Here is a 19,605-nt window from a genome sequence, read left to right as displayed (position 1 = left end):
CACAAGACCGGTCAGGGGGCGCGGACGTACGCGACGCCGAACGTGCTGTCGCCAGGGGCTCCCGTGGTGGTGTGACACCAGACATGGATCGACAACCGGGGCGGTGCGGCGTACGAGTCGATGGTGCCGAGGTGGCAGTAGCCGCCGCCCGCTCCGGTCGCGGTGACCTGCACGCTGTCGCCGGTCTTGCCGAGGGTGTTCCAGGTCAGGCGGTAGTAGCCGACGCCGAGCCGGGTGACCGCGGGCACCTCGCCGTTGCCGCTGAATGAGCGGGCCGCGTCCACGACCGGGTCGGCCGGGTCACCGGTGACGGCGGCGTAGGCGGCCGGTGTGCCCACGTCCCGGTGCAGACCCGTGCCGTCCACGTAGGACAGCAGCCACGGCGAGTCCGCGGGCTGTGCGGTGGCCGCGCCGCCGATCGCGTGACAGGCCACGGTGATCTCCACCCGGTCCGCGCGGGGCGTGGTGCCCGACGGGTTGCAGCGCACCGCCGCCCCGGGGCCGTACGGCGTCACCTGAACGTACCCGGCTCCCGTGGCGAACGCCGTACCCTCCAGGATCACCCGGTATCGCCCGGTTCCTTCCCGTAGTACGCGGTTGACGCCGTGGCCCGAGTTCACCGTGCCACCGTTGTGGACCGGGTCCACCGTGGCCGTGCCCCCGGCGCCGTCGTCGTACCGGACGGTGGCGTAGGGGCGTGTCCCGCCGCCGGGCGCGGCGAAGAAGACGGTGAACCACCAGTCCACCGGCGCGCCGGCCTCGTTGAGGCAGCGCACCCGGATCAGCTCGTCCGGGCCGTCGGGAACGTGGCCGACGACACCGCAGGTACGCCCCCGGTACACGGTCCGGTACGCGGTCACGTGCGCGATCCCGGCCGCCGAGGCGACCCCGGGAAGGCGTACCTCGTAGGTGCCGGTGCCGGTGTGCACGACGGTGGCGCGCCGGTCCGCGGTGGCGGGATCGAGCCGGCCGGTGCTCCACTGCCAGTGCGGGTTGAGCGGGGTCACCGCACCGATCGGCGCCTCGGCGGTGGTGGCCCGGTCCATGTACGCGTACCCCCAGCGCGGTGCCGCCCCGGGGGCCGGGCCGCTCGCCGCGACCAGCGCGTCGACGACGCGCGCCCGGTGGCGCCTGATCTCCTCCGTGCCCATCTCGGGGACCGGCGCGGGCGGGGGCAGCCCGGCATCCGGCGAGACACCGATGCGGAACCCGAGGCGCGCCCAGTCGTCGGCGCCGTCCAGGGCGTCGTCGTAGCCGTACCCCACCGGGTAGTCGAAACCGTGCGCGGCCTTGGCCGTGTCGCCCGGCGCGGCCGGGCTCTCGCACCGCCCGTTGAGGCCGGCGTAGATCAGCCCGTACCGGGACAGGTCATCGGTGCCGGGGGCGGGCACGGTCTCCAGGTCGTCGTTGTTCGGAGGGGTGCGGTCAGGGTCGGCGCCCGCGACGCACTTCTGGAACTCACCGTTGATGTCGACCGCGACCGGGGCGGCGTCGAACGTGTCGTCGAGGTTCCAGTCCAGTCCGGCCGAGCCGTCGCCCACCCGCAGGGTGCCGCTGTTGTCCCACCACGCCGCCATGGTGTCGGTGCCGATGCCGATCCCGGTGTGCTCGTCGAGGTGCCGGCGGTCGAGCGGCGGCAGCACGGCCCGGGAGTAGTCGAGCGTGCTCACCTCGTCGAGTGCCACCCGAAGGCGGGTGCCCCAGTCGGTGGCCGGGCCGATCGCCTCTATCCGCGCGCGCCACTCGCTGATGTCCGGCAATCCGATGAACTGGTAGTTGTAGTTCATCACCGACAGGTAGTTCGGCTTGTGGTTGACCTCGTCCGCGCCGCCGTGGCCGAGGCCGAGGGCATGGCCGAGTTCATGGGCGAAGGTCCCGCTCTGCGCCCGCACCGGCGCGTTGGGCCAGGTGCCGAGGGTGACCAGGAAGTCCCGCCCGTGGCAGCACCATCCGCTGCTGTCGGTGTCGTCGTACTGGAAGCCCCAGAGGTTGTAGCGGAACAGGTCGGACCGGCCGGGCGTGAAGTTGGCCTCCCGGAAGCCCAGGAAGGGGACCTGCCCGTTGTGTTCTATGTTGAGGGGCCGCCGGCGCTGCTCCGGGGTGACCGGGATCGCGTCGTCGACGTCCACGAGCAACTGGATGCCGGGCTCCGGCGTGTGGCCGTACGGGCAGGTGGGTCGCGCCGGGCGCGGCGCGTTGTCGAACATGGCGACCACCTCCTGGATCGCCGCGGCGTCCGGCCGGTCGTCGCCGGCCTCCGTGCCGTCATCGAGCCAGTCGAGTTCGATCGCGATGGTGCCGCGGCACGGGTCGGCATTGTGGTCCGGCAGCCAGCTGTCCACCGTGCCGCCGGGGCGGGCGATGCCCTCCAGTTCGACGCGGTCGGTGAGACCGTCGCCGTCGCCGTCCAGGTCGAGGGTGCTGAAGGTCCGGTCGGCGTTCTTACGGAACCGGTGCAGCAACCGGCCGGGGGGCGCCGCGTGGTCGACGAGCACCGTGCCCGTGTCACGGTCCACGATGCGCAGGGCGGTCAGGTCCCAGTTGTCGGCGCTGATGTCCGGAGCGTCCGAGAGGTGGTCGAACACGAACCCGTCGCGCAGGGCGCTCACCGGCAGGCACGGTGACAGCACCGCGTTCCAGGTGAAGGTGGCATGAGCATGGTCACCGGTGCCGCCCGAATGGAACTGGCGCAGCGGCTCGGGGTCGGGCGTGCCGTCGCCGTCGGCGTCCTCGAAGAGGAAGAACGGGCCGGTGGGCCGGTCGCCGAGGCGGATCGACTCCGAGGAGTCGTCGCGCAGGCCGTCCTCACCGGTGGTGATGGTGAAGGCGACCCGGCAGAGCTCGCCGGGCAGGGCGTGCGCGGCCGGCGGGGCTCCGGCCACCGCGACCGTCACCGCCAGGATCGCCACCGCCACCATCGCGCCTGGCAGAACCTTCGAGGGGGTCCGTCCCCACCATGACGTCATACGCCGATTCCCTCCGCGTGACCCCGGCCCCCCAAACGCATAGAACCGCGCCATACGGCCGGTGACAAGGAGCCGAGGGGCACCGAATTCTTTGGAGAGGTGCCCAACCGAAGGCGCGTTGACGCGCACCGCGGGCTCCCCAGAGCGTGCTCGCGGCCTGAACCCGCAGCAGGTTGGCGTGCTTGGCGAAGGCGTAGGCACTGCCGGGGTCGGGGAAGTTCGCCGCGTCGGTGATCGGCAGAGCCAGTAGTTCCCCGGCCGGGGTGGTGGCCGGTTGCCGCGCCTCCTCAGCGGTGAGAGTGGGCTGGAAGTGCCCGGCCATTACGAACACCGTCCAGGGACCGGTCGGGGCGCCGGAGCTCGGCAGCCCCCGCGCCCTCGCGATCCTGATGAACATTGTCAGTGCCGCGGTGCAGCATTGAGACGCCGGATTCGTGGTGAGAACAGGAGTTCACGATGTCGCCGAGAAACCAGCAGGTGGCGAACCACGTGTTTCTCAAGGAGATGTACGAGGACGAGTACTACCCCGATCATGTCGTCGACAAGGGGAGAGCGATCCTGCTGGGACTGTGCGAGCGGATCGAGGCGGAGCGGCCGTCGGATCTGACGGCGCTGTACCTGCTGACAGAGGCCGCGACGGAGGAGTTCAACGAGCTGGAAGCGGAATTCGAGGCGGCCGGCAGTGAGATCGAGACCGTCGCGCGTGAGGTGATAGCCGAGGACTTCTGGTTCGTGGCGTCGGCATACGGTTTCGCGGAAGCCGATGCGGAAGAGTTGATCGCCACCCGGGAATGGTGATCGACGCCCCTGTCCCATCGCCTCTGCCCTTCCCCGCATCCCTCGGCCGGTGGCGGGCCGGTCCGGAGAAGCGTTTTGACACCTCTCATGGGTAACCGCTATCTATTAGCCAACCGTTAGGGGGCGGCATGCAGGACGCGGTGCTGGCGATGCTCGCCAAGGAGCCGTCGCACGGGTACCACTTGCACGCTCGGTTGCGGCGCAGTCTCGGCCCGCTGGGCGAGTCGATGAACCGCGGTCAGATCTACGTGACGCTGGCCCGGTTGGAGCGAGCGGGGCTCGTCGTCTGTGAGCGGGCGGACGGCCTGCCCGAGCGGCCGGAGCGCAAGGTCTATGCGCTGACGCCGGCCGGGCAGGAACGGGTGGCCACCTGGCTGGCCGAGGTGGGCTGGCCGAAACCAGACCTGGCGGAGTTTCATCTCAAGCTCGCCGCTGCCGCCGCGGCCCGGCTGGCCGACCCGGTGGAGCTGGTGGCGGCGCAGCGCCGTGAGTTGCTGCGCCGCTTGCGTGAGGCGCAGCAGGCGGCGCTGGCCGAGCCGGCGGGGTCGGGCGCCGGCCTGCTGCTGGAAGGGGTCGTGCTGCGGTTGCAGGCGGACCTGCGCTGGCTGGACGCCTGTGAGCGGGCCTGGTCCAAGGTCGATGACGAAGTCGAGGGTGGATGAACGTGTCGAGTGCCGCTGTCCGCGCCCGCGGCCTGATGAAGACGCATGGTCGGGGGCAGAGCCGGGTCCGCGCGGTGGACGAGGTCGACTTGGAGGTGCCTCAGGGACAGACGCTGGCGGTGATGGGGCCCAGCGGCTGCGGGAAATCGACCCTGCTGCACCTGCTGGGTGGCCTGGAGCGGCCTACCGGCGGAGAGGTGTGGGTGGCCGGGCAGCGCACCGACACGCTGAGCGAGCGAGCTCTGGCGCGCATGCGGCGCCGATCGGTGGGGTTCGTCTTCCAGGCCTTCCATCTGGTGGAGGAGTTGTCGGCGGCCGAGAACGTGGAGCTGCCCGCACTGCTGGCCGGGCGCTCGCGCCGCCAGGCCAGGCGGCGGGCGAGCCTGCTGCTGGAACGGGTCGGGCTCGCCGGCCGTGCCCGGCATCTGCCGTCGCAACTGTCCGGCGGCCAGCGTCAGCGGGTCGCCATCGCCCGCGCGCTGGCCAACGAGCCACTGGTCGTGCTGGCCGACGAGCCGACCGGCAACCTCGACACCTCGGCGACCCTCGACGTGCTGAGGATCTTCGAAGATCTGCGTGCCGCGGGGCAGACCCTCGTGGTCGTCACGCACGACGAACGGGTCGCGGCCACCGCGGACCGGCTGATCTCGATGCGTGACGGGATGTTCGTCGACGACACCCGGCTGGCCGGTTCCCACCCGCGCGGGCTCGGCGGGCTGATCGGGCTGGAGGGCTGAACGTCATGGGCCCCATCGTGCTCGTCGTGCGTCTGGTGCTGGCCGACCTGCGGCGGCACAAGGTCCAGGCCGTGATGCTCCTGCTCGCGGTGACCGTGGCCACCGCCACGATGGCCCTGGGCCTGTCCCTGCGCGGCGTGAGCGACGCGCTGTACGAACAGACCCGCGCGGTCACCGCCGGGCCGGACGTGGTGGCGCTCTCCGGCGTCACGGGCCCCGCCGTGACCTCGGCCCTGGCCTCGCTGGCGGTCGCTCCCGAAGTAGTCGCCCACCATGGCCCCTATCGCGTCGTCTACGCAGACCTCACCGCGCGCGGCCTCCCCTCCAACGTGGTGGTGCACGGCTTCGCCGAGACGCCCGGCGCGGTCAACCGGCCGCTGATCACCTCGGGGCGTTGGGTACGCTCCGGCGGCACGGTCCTCGAACGCGGCTTCGCCACCGCGCTGGGCGTCGGCGTCGGCGACCATGTCACCATCGCCGGCCGGTCGTACCCCGTCGTCGGAATCGCCGTCACCGCGGCCACCTCCATCTACCCCTGGGCGGCGCAGATCGGCCCGTACGGCGGGGGGAGCGACTACAGCGGCCTGGCCTGGATGACCCGATCGGATGCCCGGGCACTGGCGTCGTCCCACGATCTCCCGGTGACCATGGCCCTGGACCTCAAGCTGCGCGACCCCGCCGCCATCGAGGCCTTCCGCGAGGCCCACCGCGACTCCACCGTCAGGATCAACTTTCATTCCTGGCGGTTCACAGCCGAGCAGGACACGGTCATCCTCAGGAACAGCCAGCCGATCCTGGTCGTCGGCAGCTGGCTGCTCAGCTTCCTGGCCATCACCGGAGTGGCGGCGCTGGCCGTGGGACGCGCCGTCGAGCAGACGCGCCGGGCCGGGTTGCTCAAGGCCGTCGGCGCCGCCCCGGGTCTGATCGCCACCGTCCTGCTCACCGAGTACCTGGCGCTGGCGCTGGCCGGCGACGCGCTGGGGCTGGCGATCGCCCGCCTGACCGCGCCCGCCATCACCAGCCCCACCGCCAGCCGGATCGGCGACGCGGCCGGGCCCGGCGGCGCCACCGTCGCCGCGGCGACCGTCCTCGCCGTGGCGGTGGCGGTGCTGTCCACACTGCGTCCCACGCTGCGGGCCAGTCGCACGGCGACCGTCACGGCGCTGACCGCCACCGCGCGCCGGCCCCATCACCGACCCTGGCTCACCGCGCTGTCCGCGCTGCTGCCCACGCCGCTGCTGCTCGGGCTGCGGCTGACCGCCCGCCGGCCAGGCCGCGCCGTGCTGCAGGCGTGCTCCACCGCCACCACGGTGATCGCGATCGTGGCCCTGCTGACCCTCTACGCCCAGCCGGAGAGGGGCTACGGCCTGGACGGCTCCTCCGTCCTGCCCAACCTGCGCGGCGAGCACGACCGCCGGCTGATGCTCGCCGTCACCGTCCTGCTGATCGCCCTCGCCGTCGTGAACACCCTCACGTTCACCTGGACCACTGCCATGGAGGCCCGGGCGAACATGGCCATCGCCCGCACGCTCGGCGCCACCCCCGGACAGATCACCGCGGGACTGTCCGTCGCCCAGCTCCTGCCCAGCCTGCTCGGCGCCATCATCGGCGTCCCTCTGGGCATCGGCCTGCTCTCGCTCTTCGCCGCCAGGAACGCGGTGGACCCCCCCTCCTCCTGGCTGCTCGGCGCCGCACTCGCGACTCTTCTGGCGACGGCGGCACTCACCGCCCTGCCCGCACGCCTGGCGGCCCGCCGACCCGTGGCGCAGGCCCTCAGCGCCGAAACAGCGTGACCGGCCCCGCTCGGCAACCGCCGCCGATCGCATCCGATGCGAAGGCGCGAGTGAACATCCAGGCCGACCATGTCGGGACCACCGCTCGTATCCTTCGGGAAGAACGTCATCGCCAGGCCCTACAGGAACGACGCCTCGCGACAGTCGAACAGGCGAGTCCACCGGTACCGTGGCCGGATCCGGGCAGACCGCCACCGAATCGTCGCATGGGAGACGCCAACGCATGAATACGCCACCATCGCCAAGAGCGGAGCGGGCTGACGGATCATCCGTCCGGATCGGCGCTCTCGTTCCGCTGACTCGGCCTGGCTGGGTCGAGGCAGGCCGACACCTGCTCGCCGGACTCGAGCTGGCCGTTCGCGAAGTCAATGACGCCGGCGGGATCGCCGGAAAACCACTCGAACTGGTGGTTCGAGACACCGCGGCCGATCCACAGAGGGCCGCGGCGGCCGTGGACGAATTGGCTCACCTGGGCGTGGCCGCCTTGGCGGGGGAGTACCACAGCGTCGTCGCCCGCGCCGCCGCCGCCAGGGCCGACGCCCTCGGCCTGCCGTTCCTCTGCTCGTCGGCGGTTCTCGACGCGCTCACCGAACAGCCGACGGAATGGGTCGCGCGCCTCGCCCCGGCGCAGTCCCACGGCTGGCAGATCTACGCGGACTTCCTCCTCGGCGCGGGCCACGGTCGAATCGCCGTAGCAGCCGAGCCGAGTGTCTATTGGGCGTCCGGGGCCCGCGTTCTGCGGGACCACCTCGCTCCACGCGGCGGCACCGTCATCGAACTCGACATGCGCGCGCTCGCCCCCACGGCCGTATGCGACGAACTCGTCGACAATCGCGCGACAGCCCTCCTTCTTCTGGTCGGCCACCCGGAGCCGGCGGTGTCGATCGTCAAGTCCGTCCGCCGCGACCAGCGCCTCGCCGAGATCATGATCGGTGCTCCGGCCGGGCAACCGGAGTTCGCCGAATGGGCGACGTCGCTGGGCGGCGACAGCGCCGCGATCCCGTTCCTGCGCTACCTGCCCGAGCGCCTCGGCCCACTCGGCGCACGAGTCGAGACGGCCCTCCGCGAGCGGCTGGCCGAAGCGCCCTCCTTCGTCGCCTTCGAGGGCTACGACACGATCGCCGTTCTCGCCGATGTGCTGCGTTCTCACGGCACGGACCGGGCGCGCACCGCCGAATCCTGGCCGCGCGTCGCGGTCGAAGGCACCCGCGGGCGGATCCGGTTCTCCCGCACACCGGGCATCGGCGTTTGGCAGTGGGCTTGGGCGCCGATCCAAGTCGTCGACCGAGATCCGGCGGAACCCGATCGCTTCCGGATCCTTCACACCGGCTGAGAGAGCACGGGCGGAGGAGGTCCGCCTGCGAGGCACGAATACCGGGACCGCGCCGGGCGGTTCGAGACCCCGGCGCGTATCCGAGAGTGCCCCGTCCGGGGCACTCCTCGTGCGGCTCGCCTACCCGTACGTGGGGTGCTGCGGCCAGCCGGGCGGGGAGTCCTCCCAGTCCTGCTGCCGGCCGTACGGGGTGAGGTCGAGGAGGTTGTTGGCGAAGAGGAGCCGGTCCACACCGCGGGAGGTGGTGTTGTAGGTCCGGTAGACGTCCTCACCGTCGCGCAGGAACACGCTCAGCATGAAGCCGCGACCGGCGCCGCAGTCGTCCGCGAACGAGGTGCCGTGTGAGGACACGAACGGCAGGGTCCAGCCCATCCGCGCCTTGTACGCCTCGATCTGGGCGAGTGGCATGTTCGACACGGTCACCCAGGTGACCCCGAGCTCGGCGGGCCAGGCCAGAGCGGCCACCGGGACGTTGTTCGTGAACCCGGTGCAGCCCGGACAGTAGTGGTCCGGCCCGTTGTCCATGAACTGGTAGACGACCAGCTGGTCCCGGCCCTCGAACAGGTCGAGCAGGGTCTTCGTGCCGGTGGGCGTGTCGAACGCGTACTCGCCGGCGAACCTGACCATCGGGAGGCGGCGCCGCCGCGCCGCGAGCGCGTCCTGGGCGCGGGTGGCCTCCTTCTCGGCCTTGAGCAACTCGTCGCGGGCCTGCTGCCATTCCCCGGCCGAAACGATCCTCGGTTTCTCCATCCGCCGATTGTGCACCGAGGGTCCGACAGAATCCCGCGGGCGGCTCCTGATCGCCGGCTCGGTGTTCGCCACTCGGACGACGGCGTCGGAAAGCCCGGCACCGGCCTGACCCGCACCGATCGACAGCGCCTCACACCACGGCGTGGCCGTACGCGGTGACGAACGGCGCGAGATCGGGAACTCCGAAGCCCTCGCACATCGACTTGAAGATCACAGCCTTGTCCGCACCGAAGCGCCGGACCCGAGTGGCGTAGGAGGCGGCGGAAACGAATGTCGGGGGATCGGTTTTGCTGTGAAACTTGTCCGCGTACATTACAAGTTCTTCTTCGGCTGATTCCGCCAGGTAGTCGGCGGCCGGCAGCGGGAGGTTCTGCCTCCGTACGTCGTGACGGCTTATCCCCATCCCGGTGTGGCAGGAACAGAAGCGGCAGATCCGCTCCGGGAACCCCTCGTCACGAAGGAGTTCGTAGCCGAGTGTCCCGTGACGCACATAGCGTGCGTGATCGAGCCTTCCGGCATCGTCGTACAGCCGGTACACCCCGATGTCATGGAGCAGGCTGCCGGCCCGCACCAGGTCCGCATCGAGATCGGAAGAAGTGCGCGCGAGGAGCTGTTCCGCGATTCCACACACGATTTCACAGTGGGTGTGAACGAGATCGAACGCCTCCCGGGTGGGGGCGTACTTCGCGTGCAGCGCGCGAATCTCTCCGTCCGTCGGAATCCGCATGCCGGGAGTCTAGCCACCGGTGACATGGGCGACCGGCCCGGCTCCGGCGGGCTTGGGCGGCCGGAACGCCGGGGACTGTCAGTCCCGCCGTCTATCGTGGCGTTCTCGCCCGCGGGGCCGACCGGTGGCCGAGGCGAGGACGGAGGGTGGTCGGTGGGCATGGGGGACGACGGCGCGGTCGTGGCCGCCGCGCGGGCGGGCGACGAGTCCGCGTTCGCGGCGCTCGTCGAGCGTCACCGGAGAGAGTTGCGGGTGCACTGTTACCGGATGCTGGGCTCGTTCGACGAGTCGGAGGATCTGGTGCAGGAGACGTTCCTGCGCGCCTGGAAGGGCTTCGGGGGTTTCGAGGGGCGCTCGACGTTGCGCACCTGGCTGTACCGGATCGCGACGAACGCGTGTCTCGACGCCCTCGACGGCCGGGCCCGCCGGGTGCTCCCGCATCATCTGGCGGCGCCGTCGGACCCGAGCGCCGACCTGCCACCCCGTACCGACATCGCCTGGTTGCAGCCGTTCCCGGATCGGCTCTGGGAGCCGGCCGCGCCGGGCGAGGCCGAGCCGGACGCCGTGACGGTCTCCCGGGAGACGATCGAGCTGGCGTTCCTGGCCGCGATCCAGCATCTGCCGCCCAGGCAGCGGGCGGTGCTGATCCTGCGCGACGTGCTCGGCTGGCCGGCCGGGCAGACCGCGGCGCTGCTGGAGGGCAGCGTCGCCTCGGTCAACAGCGCCCTGCAGCGGGCTCGGGCGACGCTGAGGGAGCATCTGCCCGAACGGCGCCTGGACTGGGCGGCGGTGGAGCCCACCGAGCGGGAGCGGGCGGTGCTGCGGCGCTACATGGACGCGCTCGAACGTGCCGACCTCGCCGCGGTGGCCGATCTGCTGGCGGCGGAGGTACGGACGACGATGCCGCCGTACCCGATGTGGTTCCGGGGGCGCGACGCGGTCATGGCGGCGCTGGCGTCGAGCTGGGACCCCGGCCGGCCGGAGTACGTGGGCCGGTTCCGGACGGTGGCGACCCGGGCCAACGGGCGACCGGCGGTGGCGTCCTACGTACGGGGGCTCGACGAGCACGCCCATCGCGCCTTCGCGATCGGGGTGCTGCGGATCGAGGACGGCCTCATCGTGGAGCTGACCGCCTTCCACGACCTCGGCCTGTTCGCGGCGTTCGCGCTGCCCGCGACGTTGCCGCCGAGGACGCGGTCGTACGGGACGTAGCCGCCGGGGCGGATCACCTCGGCGGGTGCCCGGGAGAGTACAGCCTGCTGCACCTTGCCTGTCCCGTTGGCGGGATCGTCGGCAGCGGTGATCGTCCGTAGCGTCGACACATGGCAGGAGAGCTGTCGATCCCATCGAGTGAGGAGCACACCGTGACCGATCCCCACCGCATCCTGGACATCTCCGAGACGGCGCGGCCCGCCGGGATGTTGCGTCCCGTGCTCTGGCTCCTGCTGGTGGTCAGCGCGGCTCTCAACATGGTGACCTCGTCCATCGACGTCAACGTCTTCGTCGGCATCGGGTTCGGGCTGCTCACTCTGGCGTGCGCCGCCGCACTGATCGTCCACCACTACCGGTACCGACGCTGACGGGCACCGTTCGCACCGAGGACGACTGCTCACCGGCGATCCGTGACCGTACGTCCTGCGGGCCTCGTCTCGGTGCCTGGTCCTCCAACGCTCTCGTCGCGCTCCGGCCGTGACCGGCTCCATGGACACGGCCTCCCGTCGTTTGTCGCTCACGCGTACCGGGAAGAGCGCTTCCATGCAGGTCAGATGCTGTTTTCGGATACGGGACGGGTGGCCGGACACGCACGCTGAAGCGTCCGTGCCGTGACGGAGATCAGCGGGCTGGCCGAGGCGGCGAGCGCGACGGATCTGCTGGCGGGACGGCTGCAGATGGCGGTGTCGCTGGGCTGGCACATCGTGCTGTCGTGTATGGGGGTCGGCATGCCGGTCCTGCTGGTGTTCGCCGAGTGGCGGGGGATCCGCACCGGCGACGACGACTACACGCGGCTGGCCCGCAAGTGGGCCAGGGCCGTGGGGGTGCTGTTCGCGGTCGGGGCGGTCTCGGGCACGATCCTCAGTTTCGAACTGGGCCTGCTCTGGCCGGGTCTCATGGGCGTCTACGGCCAGGTGATGGGGTTTCCCTTCGCGCTGGAGGGGATCGCCTTCTTCATCGAGGCCATCTTCATCGGTGTCTACCTCTATTCCTGGGACCGGCTACCGCCCAGGATTCATCTGCTGACCGGGATTCCCGTCATGATCGCGGGAACGGCGTCGGCGTTCTTCGTGGTGTCGGCCAACGCCTGGATGAACCAGCCGGTCGGGTTCGAGGCGAAGGACGGGCGGATCACCAGCGTGGACCCGTGGGGCGCGATGTTCAACCCGGCCACGCCGCTGCAGACGACGCACATGATCGTGGCGGCGTTCATGGTCGCCGGGTTCCTCGTCGCGGGGGTCTACGCGGTGGCCATGCTGCGTGGCCGGCGCGACCGTTATCACCGGCTGGGGTTCCTGGTGCCGTTCACGCTCGCCTCGATATTCGCCCCGCTCCAGATCGTGGTGGGCGACCTCATCGCCAGGTTCCTGGCCACCAACCAGCCGGTCAAGCTCGCCGCCGCGGAGGCTCTCTTCCAGACCCGTGCCGGTGCGCCGTTGAGCATCGGCGGCTTCGTGGTGAACGACGAACTGCGCTACGCGCTGGAGATTCCCCGCGGCCTCTCCATGCTGGTGGGCCTGCACCCCGACACCGTGGTCCAAGGGCTGAACATCGTGCCCGTGGCCGACCGCCCGCCGGTCAACCCCGTGCACCTGGCCTTCGACACGATGGTGGGGCTCGGTTTCTTCCTGCTCCTGATGGCGGCCTGGTTCGCCCTGACGTGGTGGTGGCGGCGCGATCTGCCGCACTCCCCGTGGTTCTTGAGGCTCGCGGCCGTCTGCGGCGTCGCCGCCGTCGTCGCGGTGGAGACGGGCTGGATCGTGACGGAGGTCGGCAGGCAGCCCTGGGTCGTGTACGGCAAGCTGCGCATGGCCGACGCGGTCAATCCCGCCCCCGGGCTGTGGCTGGGGTTCCTCGCCCTCCTGCTGGTCTATCTGTTCCTCACCGTCGCCATCGTCTACGTCCTGCGGCGTCTGGCGCGCGAACCCAAGGAGGTCCCGGTGGCGGAGACTCCCCGCGAACCCCTTCTGCACGCCCCTCAGGAACGGGACTGATCCCATGGACCCGGCGCGGATCCTGCTGCTCGTGCTGTGGGTGGGGGTGACCTGCTACGCGTTGCTGGGCGGAGCCGACTTCGGCGGCGGCATCTGGGATCTGCTGGCCGGGCGCAGCCGGGCGGGCATGCCGGAGCGCAACCTCATCGAGAACTCCATCGGGCCGGTCTGGGAGGCCAACCACGTGTGGTTGATCTTCGTGCTCGTCGTGCTGTGGACCGGATTCTCGCCGGTCTTCGCCGCCGTCATGTCGACCCTCTACATCCCGCTGACGCTGGTGGCGTTCGGCATCATCGCCCGGGGATCCGCCTTCGCCTTCCGCAAGGCCAGCCCGCGACTGTGGCAGAAGCGCCTGTTCGGCGGCGCCTTCGCGGTCTCCTCCGTGCTGACCCCCTTCTTCCTGGGCGCCGCCGCGGGAGGGGTCGCCTCGGGACGTGTGCCGGTGGGCCTCGCGGCCGGAGACATCGTGACCGGCTGGCTGAATCCGACCTCCATGCTGGGCGGGGTTCTCGCGGTCGGCGTCTGCGCCTACCTGGCCGCGACATATCTGTGCGACGACGCGGTACGGGCAGGGATGTCGCAGCTGGCCGAGGACTTCCGAACCAAGGCGCTGATCACGGGATCGTGCGTCGGAGTCGTCGCGCTCGCCGGCATCGCGGTGCTCCGCGCGGACGCGCCCCGCCTGTTCGACGGCCTCACCCACCGGGCGCTGCCCTTGGTGGTCGCCGGCGCGGTGTTCGGGCTGCTCTCCCTGGTCCTGCTGTGGCGGCGGAACTTCGTGCTCGTCCGGATCACCGGCGCGCTGGCCGTCACCGCGGTGCTGTGGGGCTGGCCGCTCGCGCAGTACCCCCTGATGCTTCCGCCGTCCCTCACGGTGAACGAGGCCGCGGCGCATCCGGCGGTGCTGACCGCGACGCTCGTCTCGCTCGCCGTCGGGGCGCTGCTCCTGATGCCCTCCCTGGCCCTGCTGTTCCTGCTGCAGGGGCGCTGGTCATACCGTTCCGACGCGTCCGACTGACCGAGCCGGTACGGGGCACCGGGACGCGGCACCCGCGGCCGGTCGAAGTCGCCGGCGGGGCCGCGCGTCATGCCCGGTCACTCCTCATCGTGCGGGGACCCGTACCTGGGCTAGACCGGCCATCGGCGGAACCGGTCTCTTTTTCATCACATGATCCGATATGGCAGCGTGGATCGTTCCCAACTGCCACTCTTGTTGAGCCGCGCCACGATTTTCCCTTTCTCTTCTGGAGTTCCACATGCGTTTCAAGACGCCTCTGGCGATCGCGGCCACCGCGATCCTCGCGGTCGGCCTGTCCAGCGTCACCACCGCCTCTGCGGCGCAGACCTCGGGCGCTGACCTCATCTACGCGTGCAAGGCCAAGAGCACCGGTTACGTGCGGCTCGTCAACGCCACCACCAAGTGCAAGCCCACCGAGGTCAAGGTGTGGTGGGCCAAGGAGTCCGCCCAGGGCCAGACCGGTGTCGCCGCCGCCGGTCCGCAGGGACCCGCCGGGCGTGACGGCAGGAACGGTACGGACGGCAAGGACGGGGCCCAGGGCCCGGTCGGACCCCGTGGCTACACCGGCAAGACCGGCCCGCAGGGACCCGCCGGTCCGGCCGGCCCGAAGGGCGCCCCCGGCGAGGACGGTGCCCAGGGTCCCCAGGGCCCCGCGGGAGAGGACGGTGGCCTTCCCGCCGTCTACGCCTACCGGGTCGGTCCCGTCTGGACGACCTGCAGGCTGCTGAGCGGATACGCCATCGCCGCCTACGACTGCAAGGTCACCAGGGAGCCGGCGAAGGAGAGCCCCGCCCCCGCGCCGTCGACCCCCGCGCCTTCCTCGCACACGTCGACCCCTTCCCCCAGGTAGGTCCGTACGGCGAAGAGCCTCGCCCTCCGTTCAAGGGGCGAGGCTCTTCCTCTTCCGCGCGCGGATGGAGAGGGGGCCGACCGGACACCTGCCCGCTTCCGAGGGCGTCGTGTCAGATGCCGCGGCGCATCGCCCTGGTGCCCATGGCCAGGCCCACCGCGGCGACTACGCAGGCCCAGAGCATTCCGTACAGCACCGACAGGTCCGCGAATCGGCCGGAGAACAGTGCCCGCTCCGCCTCGACGATGTGGGTGACCGGATTCAGCGCGGCGGCCGCCTGAAGCCACGCCGGGCCGAAGTCCATCGGCAGCAGCACGCCGGAGAGCAGCATCAGCGGGAACAGCACCAGCTGGGTGACCCCGTAGAACAGGTTGCCGCTCGGGCTGGACGCGATCGCGAGGACGAAGGAGAGCGAGCCCAGGCCGATCCCGAAGACGACCAGTATCGCCAGTCCGGTCAGCACCCCCGGCAGGTGCGGCCGGAAGCCCAACGGCACCGCGAGCACGATGATCAGCGCGGCCTGGGCCAGCAGGATCACGAACTCCTTCATCGTCCGGCCGACCAGCATCGCCGTGCGGTTCAGCGGGGTGACCAGCATGCGCTCCATCGAGCCGCCGATCAACTCCACCAGCAGGGAGTATCCGGCCATCATCGGCCCGGACAGGCACATCATGATCAGAATGCCGGGTACGAACCACTGCCATGGCGACCCCTGGCCCTCGAAGCTCTGCGTTCCGGCGAGCAGCGGACCGAACAGGAAGAGGAAGAGCAGCGGCTGCCCCATGGTGAAGAGGAGGCCGAGGGGTTCGCGCAACACGGGGACGAACTCGCGGGAGAACACGGTCGAGGTGTCACGGAGGAAGAGTCGTACGCTCACGGGGTGACCTTTCTTGCCGGTGGGGGAGTGCGGCACGCCGTTCGGCGGGAGGGGCGCGGCGCCGGCGGCCTGGTGTCGCGCGGGGCGTGGCCGGTCGACGCGGGGCCGGTCAATGCGGGGTTGCTCCATGCGGAGCCGCTCGGTGAGGGGCGCGGCGCCGACGGTCAGGCGCCGTGCGTCGCGGTCCCGTGGCTCTCGTCGCTCTCGCGCAGGCTGCGGCCGGTCAGTGCGAGGAACACGTCGTCCAGCGTGGGCCGGGCGGTCTCCGCGGTGGCGACCTTCACCCCCGAGGCATCCAGGGACCGCAGGTACTCCGGCAGCGTCCTGCCCGCGTGGGGCACCCGCAGCCGTACCGTCCTCCTCTCGACGGTGACCGCGTCCGATCCCGCGATCCGTGCGGCGACCTCGGCGGCCCTCGCCGCCTCCGGCTCGTCGTGGACGGTGACCGTGACGCGGTCGCCGGCCAGCTCGCCCTTCAACTGCTCGGCGGTTCCGTCGGCGATGATCCGGCCGTGGTCGATGATCACTACTCGTTCGGCCATGGTGTCGGCCTCCTCCAGGTAGTGAGTGGTCAAAAAGAGGGTCGTGCCGTGTTCCGCGCGCAGCCGCAGGATGTGCTCCCAGATGTTGGCGCGGCTCTGCGGGTCGAGGCCGGTCGAGGGCTCGTCCAGGAAGAGCAGGCCGGGCCGGTGGATGAGGCCCAGGGCGATGTCGAGGCGGCGGCGCTGGCCGCCGGAGAGGGTGCCGGGCTTCCGGGTGGCCAGCGCCTCCAGGTCCAGCAGGGCGAGGACCTCGTCGGCCCGCCGCCGTGCCTCGGCCCGCCGCAGCCCGTAGCAGCGCGCCTGGGTGACCAGTTCGTCGCGGACGCGGAAGTTCTCGCCCGCGCTGTTCTTCTGGCCGACGTAGCCAATGCGGGCGCGGACCCCGGCCGGATCCGACACGACGTCGCGGCCCGCCACGGTCGCGGTTCCCGAGGTCGGCGGGAGCAGGGAGGTCAGCATGCGCAGGCTGGTGGACTTCCCCGCGCCGTTCGGGCCGAGGAAGGCCACCAACTGGCCCCTCTCCACATCGATGTCGAGACCGCGTACGGCGTCGACGACTCCTCTTCCGACCTTGAATCGCCGGGTCAGTCCTCGGGCATGGATCATCGTCCCCTCCTCGGGGTGGTCGGTTGCCGGCATGCCGAAGAAACCCCTGGTCGGGGGGTCGGCTGGAGATGATCCATCCTTACCCACGCGATCCGGATCAGGCAAACGTGAAATGTGCATTCACATTTGGCCTGACCTGCGGAAACTCGTTCTCCCTCGGATCGGCGAAGGGGCCTTTCCGCCGCCTGTCCGAACCGGGCCCTCCGCGTTGACCTGGGCTTTTCCCAATTCCACCGGAGCGCGGAAAAACAGTGTGGAATTTCCGTCCCGCTCGGGAACCCGGGCCCCGGCGACGCCCACCTGAGCCGCCGGAACGCGAGAGAGCCCCGGGTGCCGGATCGGCGCCCAGGGCTCCCGTACCCTCCTGAGGGAAATGCACTGCTCAGGTTCCCTCGGCGTGCGCGGGGGCGTGGATCGGGCGGGGGACGGTCAAGGCGTCGCGACGGCGCCGGAGCAGGGCGTCGATCGCCCAGGGCCCGGGGCCGAGCACGGCGATGATCAGGAACGACCAGCAGAACAGCGCCGCGAGCTCGCCGCCGTTGCGCAACGGCATGAAGTCCTGCGGCAGGTGCACCACGAAGTACGCGTAGGCCATCGAGCCCGACGCGAGCGTCGCGTTGACGCGAGTGAGGAACCCGGCGAGGACGAGCCCGCCGCAGACCACCTGGATGAGCGCGGCCCACCAGCCGGGCCAGGCGCCGAACGCGAGGGCCTGGCCGGTGCCGCGGTTGCCGCCGAAGACGCCGAACATCGACGCCAGACCGTGGCACAGGAAGAGAAGACTTGTCACGATGCGGAAGAGCGAGAGCACCGGCCCGTCGAATCGGTTGATCTGCATGGAATCACCTCTGATTTTCGTGGCGCCGCGTATCCGTTGTCTCCACACGGCATCGCCGGGCCACGCTCCGCCCCCGCACCGTACGGTTCGCTGACACAGCGGCCCATGTCCTTGTGCAGCCCGTTGTCAATGACTATGCGTCATGGTAGGTCGCCACGGATGCGATGTCTGGAATCGGCGCTCAGAGCTGATCTGTAGGGGGTGAGTTAAGTACGAAAACCGCAGCTGAACTAAACAGTTCAGCTTTTACCGACATTTGTTCTACTTAACTATTTAATGTACGTTTCAATCAAGCGGTTCATTGGCGCGTTCCAGGCACGGTCGCGGAGCGGCGCCCACGCCCGCCTCCGCGGGGCGCGAAGGTCAGGAGTCCTGCCACGACAGGGCCAGGGTGGTGTGGCGCTTGTGGAGGAGCAGTCCGCCATGCGGAGGATCACCCAGGTAGGCGTCGATACGGAGTCCGGCCGTCATGGGGCGATCCGCCATGTCCCACGCCTGGACGTGGGCGACCAGCTCGCCCGCGAGCCGCAGTCTGTCCGGCCCGTGGCCGCGAACGATCAGGGTACCGTCCGGCGACGGCTCCAGCATGCAGAGGTTGTCGCGCTCGACGATCCCGACGGCCATCCGGAACCCGGTCAGGTCGAGCGGAGGCGAGGCCAGCCACCCGGGTCGCGCCTCCGACATGGTGCACCACCGGGGCTCGTGCACCGCCAGCCAGAGGCTCAGCCCGTCGAGGAGCTGGGACAAGCCGACACTGATCTCGGTGGAGAGCTCGACCACGGGTCCGTCGAGCGCCGCCAGCACGTCACCGATCTCACTCGCCTCGGGCAGTGAGATCGTCAGGTCGGACTCCCGGTCCAGTACCAGCGTCGTCTCCGGGCCCGCGAAGGGGCCGCGCATCCGCATGAACCCGCAGGGCAGCACCGAGCGGCTCGTCCAGTGCCCGTCCGCCCGCTCCATCGCCACCGAGCGCTGCACCCCCCGCAGGTCCAGCGGGGCCACCAGGCGTCCGCCGGGCCCGAGCTGCTCGAGCCAGGCCGGGGCCAGGTCCCACACGCCGACGGTGGCGATCACCCGGTCGTAGGGCGCCCCCGGCGGGAATCCCCCGGATCCGTCGGCGCACACCAGCCTCACCTCGGGGTGTCCCGCGACCGCCAGGTGCTCCCCGGCGAGCGTGACCAGCTCGGGGTCGATGTCGACGCTCACGACCCGGCCCTCCGGCCCCACCAGATGGGCGAGGAGTGCGGCGTTGTAGCCCGTTCCGGTGCCGATCTCCAGCACGCGCTGCCCCGGTTCCACCCCGAGCTGGTCGAGCATCAGAGCCATGATCGCCGGCTGTGAGGAGGAGCTGATCGGCTGGCCACCCGCGTCGCGTTTCGTGACGATCGCGTCATCCTGGTAGACGGTCTCCGCCGGCAGGTCCGGCAGGAAGACATGTCGCGGCACCGCCCGCAGCGCGCCGGTCACGACCTCGCTGATCCCCCACGTGCGCACCTGTGAGACCAGCTCTTCCCGTAACGCGTGCCACTGAGCCATCATCGACCTCCGTGCCCTATGCGCATCTGGTGCCCTGAGTTATATGCCCCCGAAGATGTGACGTTCCCGTGGCGCACCGATGTCCGGCGTTCCGTACCGGAGGTGGAGGGGGAGGACATGGGGCCCGGGGGCCGTGACGGTACTCCGCATGCGAGTGCCGCGCAACGCCCGCCGACCCGAAAGGCCGGCGGGCGGCTCCTGCCTTCCGGCCTAGGGGAGAGGACCTGGAAGACCGGAGGCGGACGACGTCACCGCGGGGAGGTACGCCTACCCGTTGGTGGGGAAGCCGAGGTTGACGCCGCCGTGGCTGGGGTCGAGCCAGCGGGAGGTGACGACCTTGCCCCGGGTGTAGAAGTGCACGCCCTC

The 19,605-nt window shown here is 70.7% G+C and carries 17 protein-coding genes; 10 read left to right on the top strand and 7 right to left on the bottom strand.

Going from position 1 to position 19,605, the window contains the following annotated elements:
- Positions 1-11: 11 nt before the first annotated feature.
- Positions 12-2,966, bottom strand: a complete 2,955-nt coding sequence (locus tag AB0J58_RS37530; RefSeq protein ID WP_364224817.1) for a hypothetical protein — start codon at positions 2,964-2,966, stop codon at positions 12-14.
- 456 nt (positions 2,967-3,422) lie between these two features.
- Between AB0J58_RS37530 and AB0J58_RS37525 the strand changes: the two genes are divergently transcribed.
- The 5 genes from AB0J58_RS37525 (at position 3,423) to AB0J58_RS37505 (ending at position 8,289) form a co-directional block, all read left to right on the top strand.
- A complete protein-coding gene (locus tag AB0J58_RS37525) occupies positions 3,423-3,764 on the top strand; it encodes a DUF5713 family protein (RefSeq protein ID WP_364224815.1) in 342 nt (113 codons plus the stop codon).
- A 128-nt stretch (positions 3,765-3,892) separates the two neighbouring features.
- Positions 3,893-4,426, top strand: coding sequence for a PadR family transcriptional regulator (locus tag AB0J58_RS37520; protein ID WP_364224813.1), 534 nt, complete (start codon positions 3,893-3,895; stop codon positions 4,424-4,426).
- Complete coding sequence (locus tag AB0J58_RS37515) at positions 4,423-5,163, top strand: ABC transporter ATP-binding protein (RefSeq protein ID WP_364224811.1); 741 nt, start codon at positions 4,423-4,425, stop codon at positions 5,161-5,163. Before AB0J58_RS37520 ends, AB0J58_RS37515 begins: the two co-directional genes overlap by 4 nt.
- Before the next feature lie 5 nt (positions 5,164-5,168).
- The gene (locus tag AB0J58_RS37510) at positions 5,169-6,956 is read left to right on the top strand and encodes an FtsX-like permease family protein (protein WP_364224809.1); all 1,788 of its coding nucleotides are present in this window, start codon (positions 5,169-5,171) and stop codon (positions 6,954-6,956) included.
- Positions 6,957-7,125: 169 nt separating this feature from the next.
- Entirely contained in the window at positions 7,126-8,289 is a 1,164-nt protein-coding gene (locus AB0J58_RS37505; protein ID WP_364224807.1) for an ABC transporter substrate-binding protein, read from the top strand.
- 120 nt (positions 8,290-8,409) lie between these two features.
- On the opposite strand, the gene AB0J58_RS37500 is transcribed toward AB0J58_RS37505, so the two are convergent.
- Together AB0J58_RS37500 and AB0J58_RS37495 are read right to left on the bottom strand one after the other, a co-directional pair.
- Positions 8,410-9,039 (bottom strand): DUF899 family protein, encoded by a 630-nt coding sequence (locus tag AB0J58_RS37500; protein WP_364224805.1) that lies wholly within the window; start codon positions 9,037-9,039, stop codon positions 8,410-8,412.
- A 130-nt stretch (positions 9,040-9,169) separates the two neighbouring features.
- Positions 9,170-9,766, bottom strand: coding sequence for an HD domain-containing protein (locus AB0J58_RS37495; protein WP_364224803.1), 597 nt, complete (start codon positions 9,764-9,766; stop codon positions 9,170-9,172).
- 159 nt (positions 9,767-9,925) lie between these two features.
- On the opposite strand from AB0J58_RS37495, the gene AB0J58_RS37490 reads away from it, so the two are divergent.
- The 5 genes from AB0J58_RS37490 (at position 9,926) to AB0J58_RS37470 (ending at position 14,840) form a co-directional block, all read left to right on the top strand.
- Positions 9,926-10,978 (top strand): sigma-70 family RNA polymerase sigma factor, encoded by a 1,053-nt coding sequence (locus AB0J58_RS37490; protein WP_364224801.1) that lies wholly within the window; start codon positions 9,926-9,928, stop codon positions 10,976-10,978.
- A gap of 152 nt (positions 10,979-11,130) precedes the next feature.
- On the top strand, positions 11,131-11,346 hold the full coding sequence (locus AB0J58_RS37485; RefSeq protein WP_364224799.1) for a hypothetical protein: 216 nt from the start codon (positions 11,131-11,133) through the stop codon (positions 11,344-11,346).
- 243 nt (positions 11,347-11,589) lie between these two features.
- A complete protein-coding gene (locus AB0J58_RS37480) occupies positions 11,590-12,972 on the top strand; it encodes a cytochrome ubiquinol oxidase subunit I (protein ID WP_364224797.1) in 1,383 nt (460 codons plus the stop codon).
- Positions 12,973-12,976: 4 nt separating this feature from the next.
- Positions 12,977-13,990: a cytochrome d ubiquinol oxidase subunit II gene (locus AB0J58_RS37475; protein WP_364224795.1), complete on the top strand. Its 1,014-nt coding sequence runs from the start codon at positions 12,977-12,979 to the stop codon at positions 13,988-13,990.
- A gap of 238 nt (positions 13,991-14,228) precedes the next feature.
- A complete protein-coding gene (locus AB0J58_RS37470; RefSeq protein WP_364224793.1) occupies positions 14,229-14,840 on the top strand; it encodes a hypothetical protein in 612 nt (203 codons plus the stop codon).
- 112 nt (positions 14,841-14,952) lie between these two features.
- Here AB0J58_RS37470 and AB0J58_RS37465 read toward each other — a convergent pair whose 3' ends face one another.
- The 4 genes from AB0J58_RS37465 to fxlM all read right to left on the bottom strand — a co-directional run bounded on the left by AB0J58_RS37465 (position 14,953) and on the right by fxlM (position 19,242).
- On the bottom strand, positions 14,953-15,717 hold the full coding sequence (locus AB0J58_RS37465; RefSeq protein WP_343974594.1) for an ABC transporter permease: 765 nt from the start codon (positions 15,715-15,717) through the stop codon (positions 14,953-14,955).
- 164 nt (positions 15,718-15,881) lie between these two features.
- Positions 15,882-16,865 (bottom strand): ATP-binding cassette domain-containing protein, encoded by a 984-nt coding sequence (locus AB0J58_RS37460; RefSeq protein WP_364224791.1) that lies wholly within the window; start codon positions 16,863-16,865, stop codon positions 15,882-15,884.
- Between the two features lie 382 nt (positions 16,866-17,247).
- Positions 17,248-17,703, bottom strand: coding sequence for a DoxX family protein (locus tag AB0J58_RS37455; protein WP_343974588.1), 456 nt, complete (start codon positions 17,701-17,703; stop codon positions 17,248-17,250).
- 363 nt (positions 17,704-18,066) lie between these two features.
- The gene (fxlM, locus tag AB0J58_RS37450; RefSeq protein ID WP_364224789.1) at positions 18,067-19,242 is read right to left on the bottom strand and encodes a methyltransferase, FxLD system; all 1,176 of its coding nucleotides are present in this window, start codon (positions 19,240-19,242) and stop codon (positions 18,067-18,069) included.
- Positions 19,243-19,605: the final 363 nt, after the last annotated feature.

This window comes from Streptosporangium sp. NPDC049644 (assembly GCF_040675205.1).
Classification (GTDB): domain Bacteria; phylum Actinomycetota; class Actinomycetes; order Streptosporangiales; family Streptosporangiaceae; genus Streptosporangium; species Streptosporangium fukuiense.
Note: the sequence above shows the minus strand (reverse complement) of the source record. Positions and strands in the feature narration are given on the sequence as shown.

Excerpts from the sequence above, each read along its gene's own strand:
- AB0J58_RS37460 (WP_364224791.1), bottom strand. The coding sequence starts at position 16,865 with ATGATCCATGCCCGAGGACTGACCCGGCGATTCAAGGTCGGAAGAGGA.
- AB0J58_RS37455 (WP_343974588.1), bottom strand. The coding sequence starts at position 17,703 with ATGCAGATCAACCGATTCGACGGGCCGGTGCTCTCGCTCTTCCGCATC.
- AB0J58_RS37475 (WP_364224795.1), top strand. The coding sequence starts at position 12,977 with ATGGACCCGGCGCGGATCCTGCTGCTCGTGCTGTGGGTGGGGGTGACC.
- AB0J58_RS37500 (WP_364224805.1), bottom strand. The coding sequence starts at position 9,039 with ATGGAGAAACCGAGGATCGTTTCGGCCGGGGAATGGCAGCAGGCCCGC.
- AB0J58_RS37520 (WP_364224813.1), top strand. The coding sequence starts at position 3,893 with ATGCAGGACGCGGTGCTGGCGATGCTCGCCAAGGAGCCGTCGCACGGG.
- fxlM (WP_364224789.1), bottom strand. The coding sequence starts at position 19,242 with ATGATGGCTCAGTGGCACGCGTTACGGGAAGAGCTGGTCTCACAGGTG.
- AB0J58_RS37490 (WP_364224801.1), top strand. The coding sequence starts at position 9,926 with ATGGGGGACGACGGCGCGGTCGTGGCCGCCGCGCGGGCGGGCGACGAG.
- AB0J58_RS37495 (WP_364224803.1), bottom strand. The coding sequence starts at position 9,766 with ATGCGGATTCCGACGGACGGAGAGATTCGCGCGCTGCACGCGAAGTAC.
- AB0J58_RS37515 (WP_364224811.1), top strand. The coding sequence starts at position 4,423 with ATGAACGTGTCGAGTGCCGCTGTCCGCGCCCGCGGCCTGATGAAGACG.
- AB0J58_RS37510 (WP_364224809.1), top strand. The coding sequence starts at position 5,169 with ATGGGCCCCATCGTGCTCGTCGTGCGTCTGGTGCTGGCCGACCTGCGG.
- AB0J58_RS37470 (WP_364224793.1), top strand. The coding sequence starts at position 14,229 with ATGCGTTTCAAGACGCCTCTGGCGATCGCGGCCACCGCGATCCTCGCG.
- AB0J58_RS37530 (WP_364224817.1), bottom strand. The coding sequence starts at position 2,966 with ATGACGTCATGGTGGGGACGGACCCCCTCGAAGGTTCTGCCAGGCGCG.
- AB0J58_RS37525 (WP_364224815.1), top strand. The coding sequence starts at position 3,423 with ATGTCGCCGAGAAACCAGCAGGTGGCGAACCACGTGTTTCTCAAGGAG.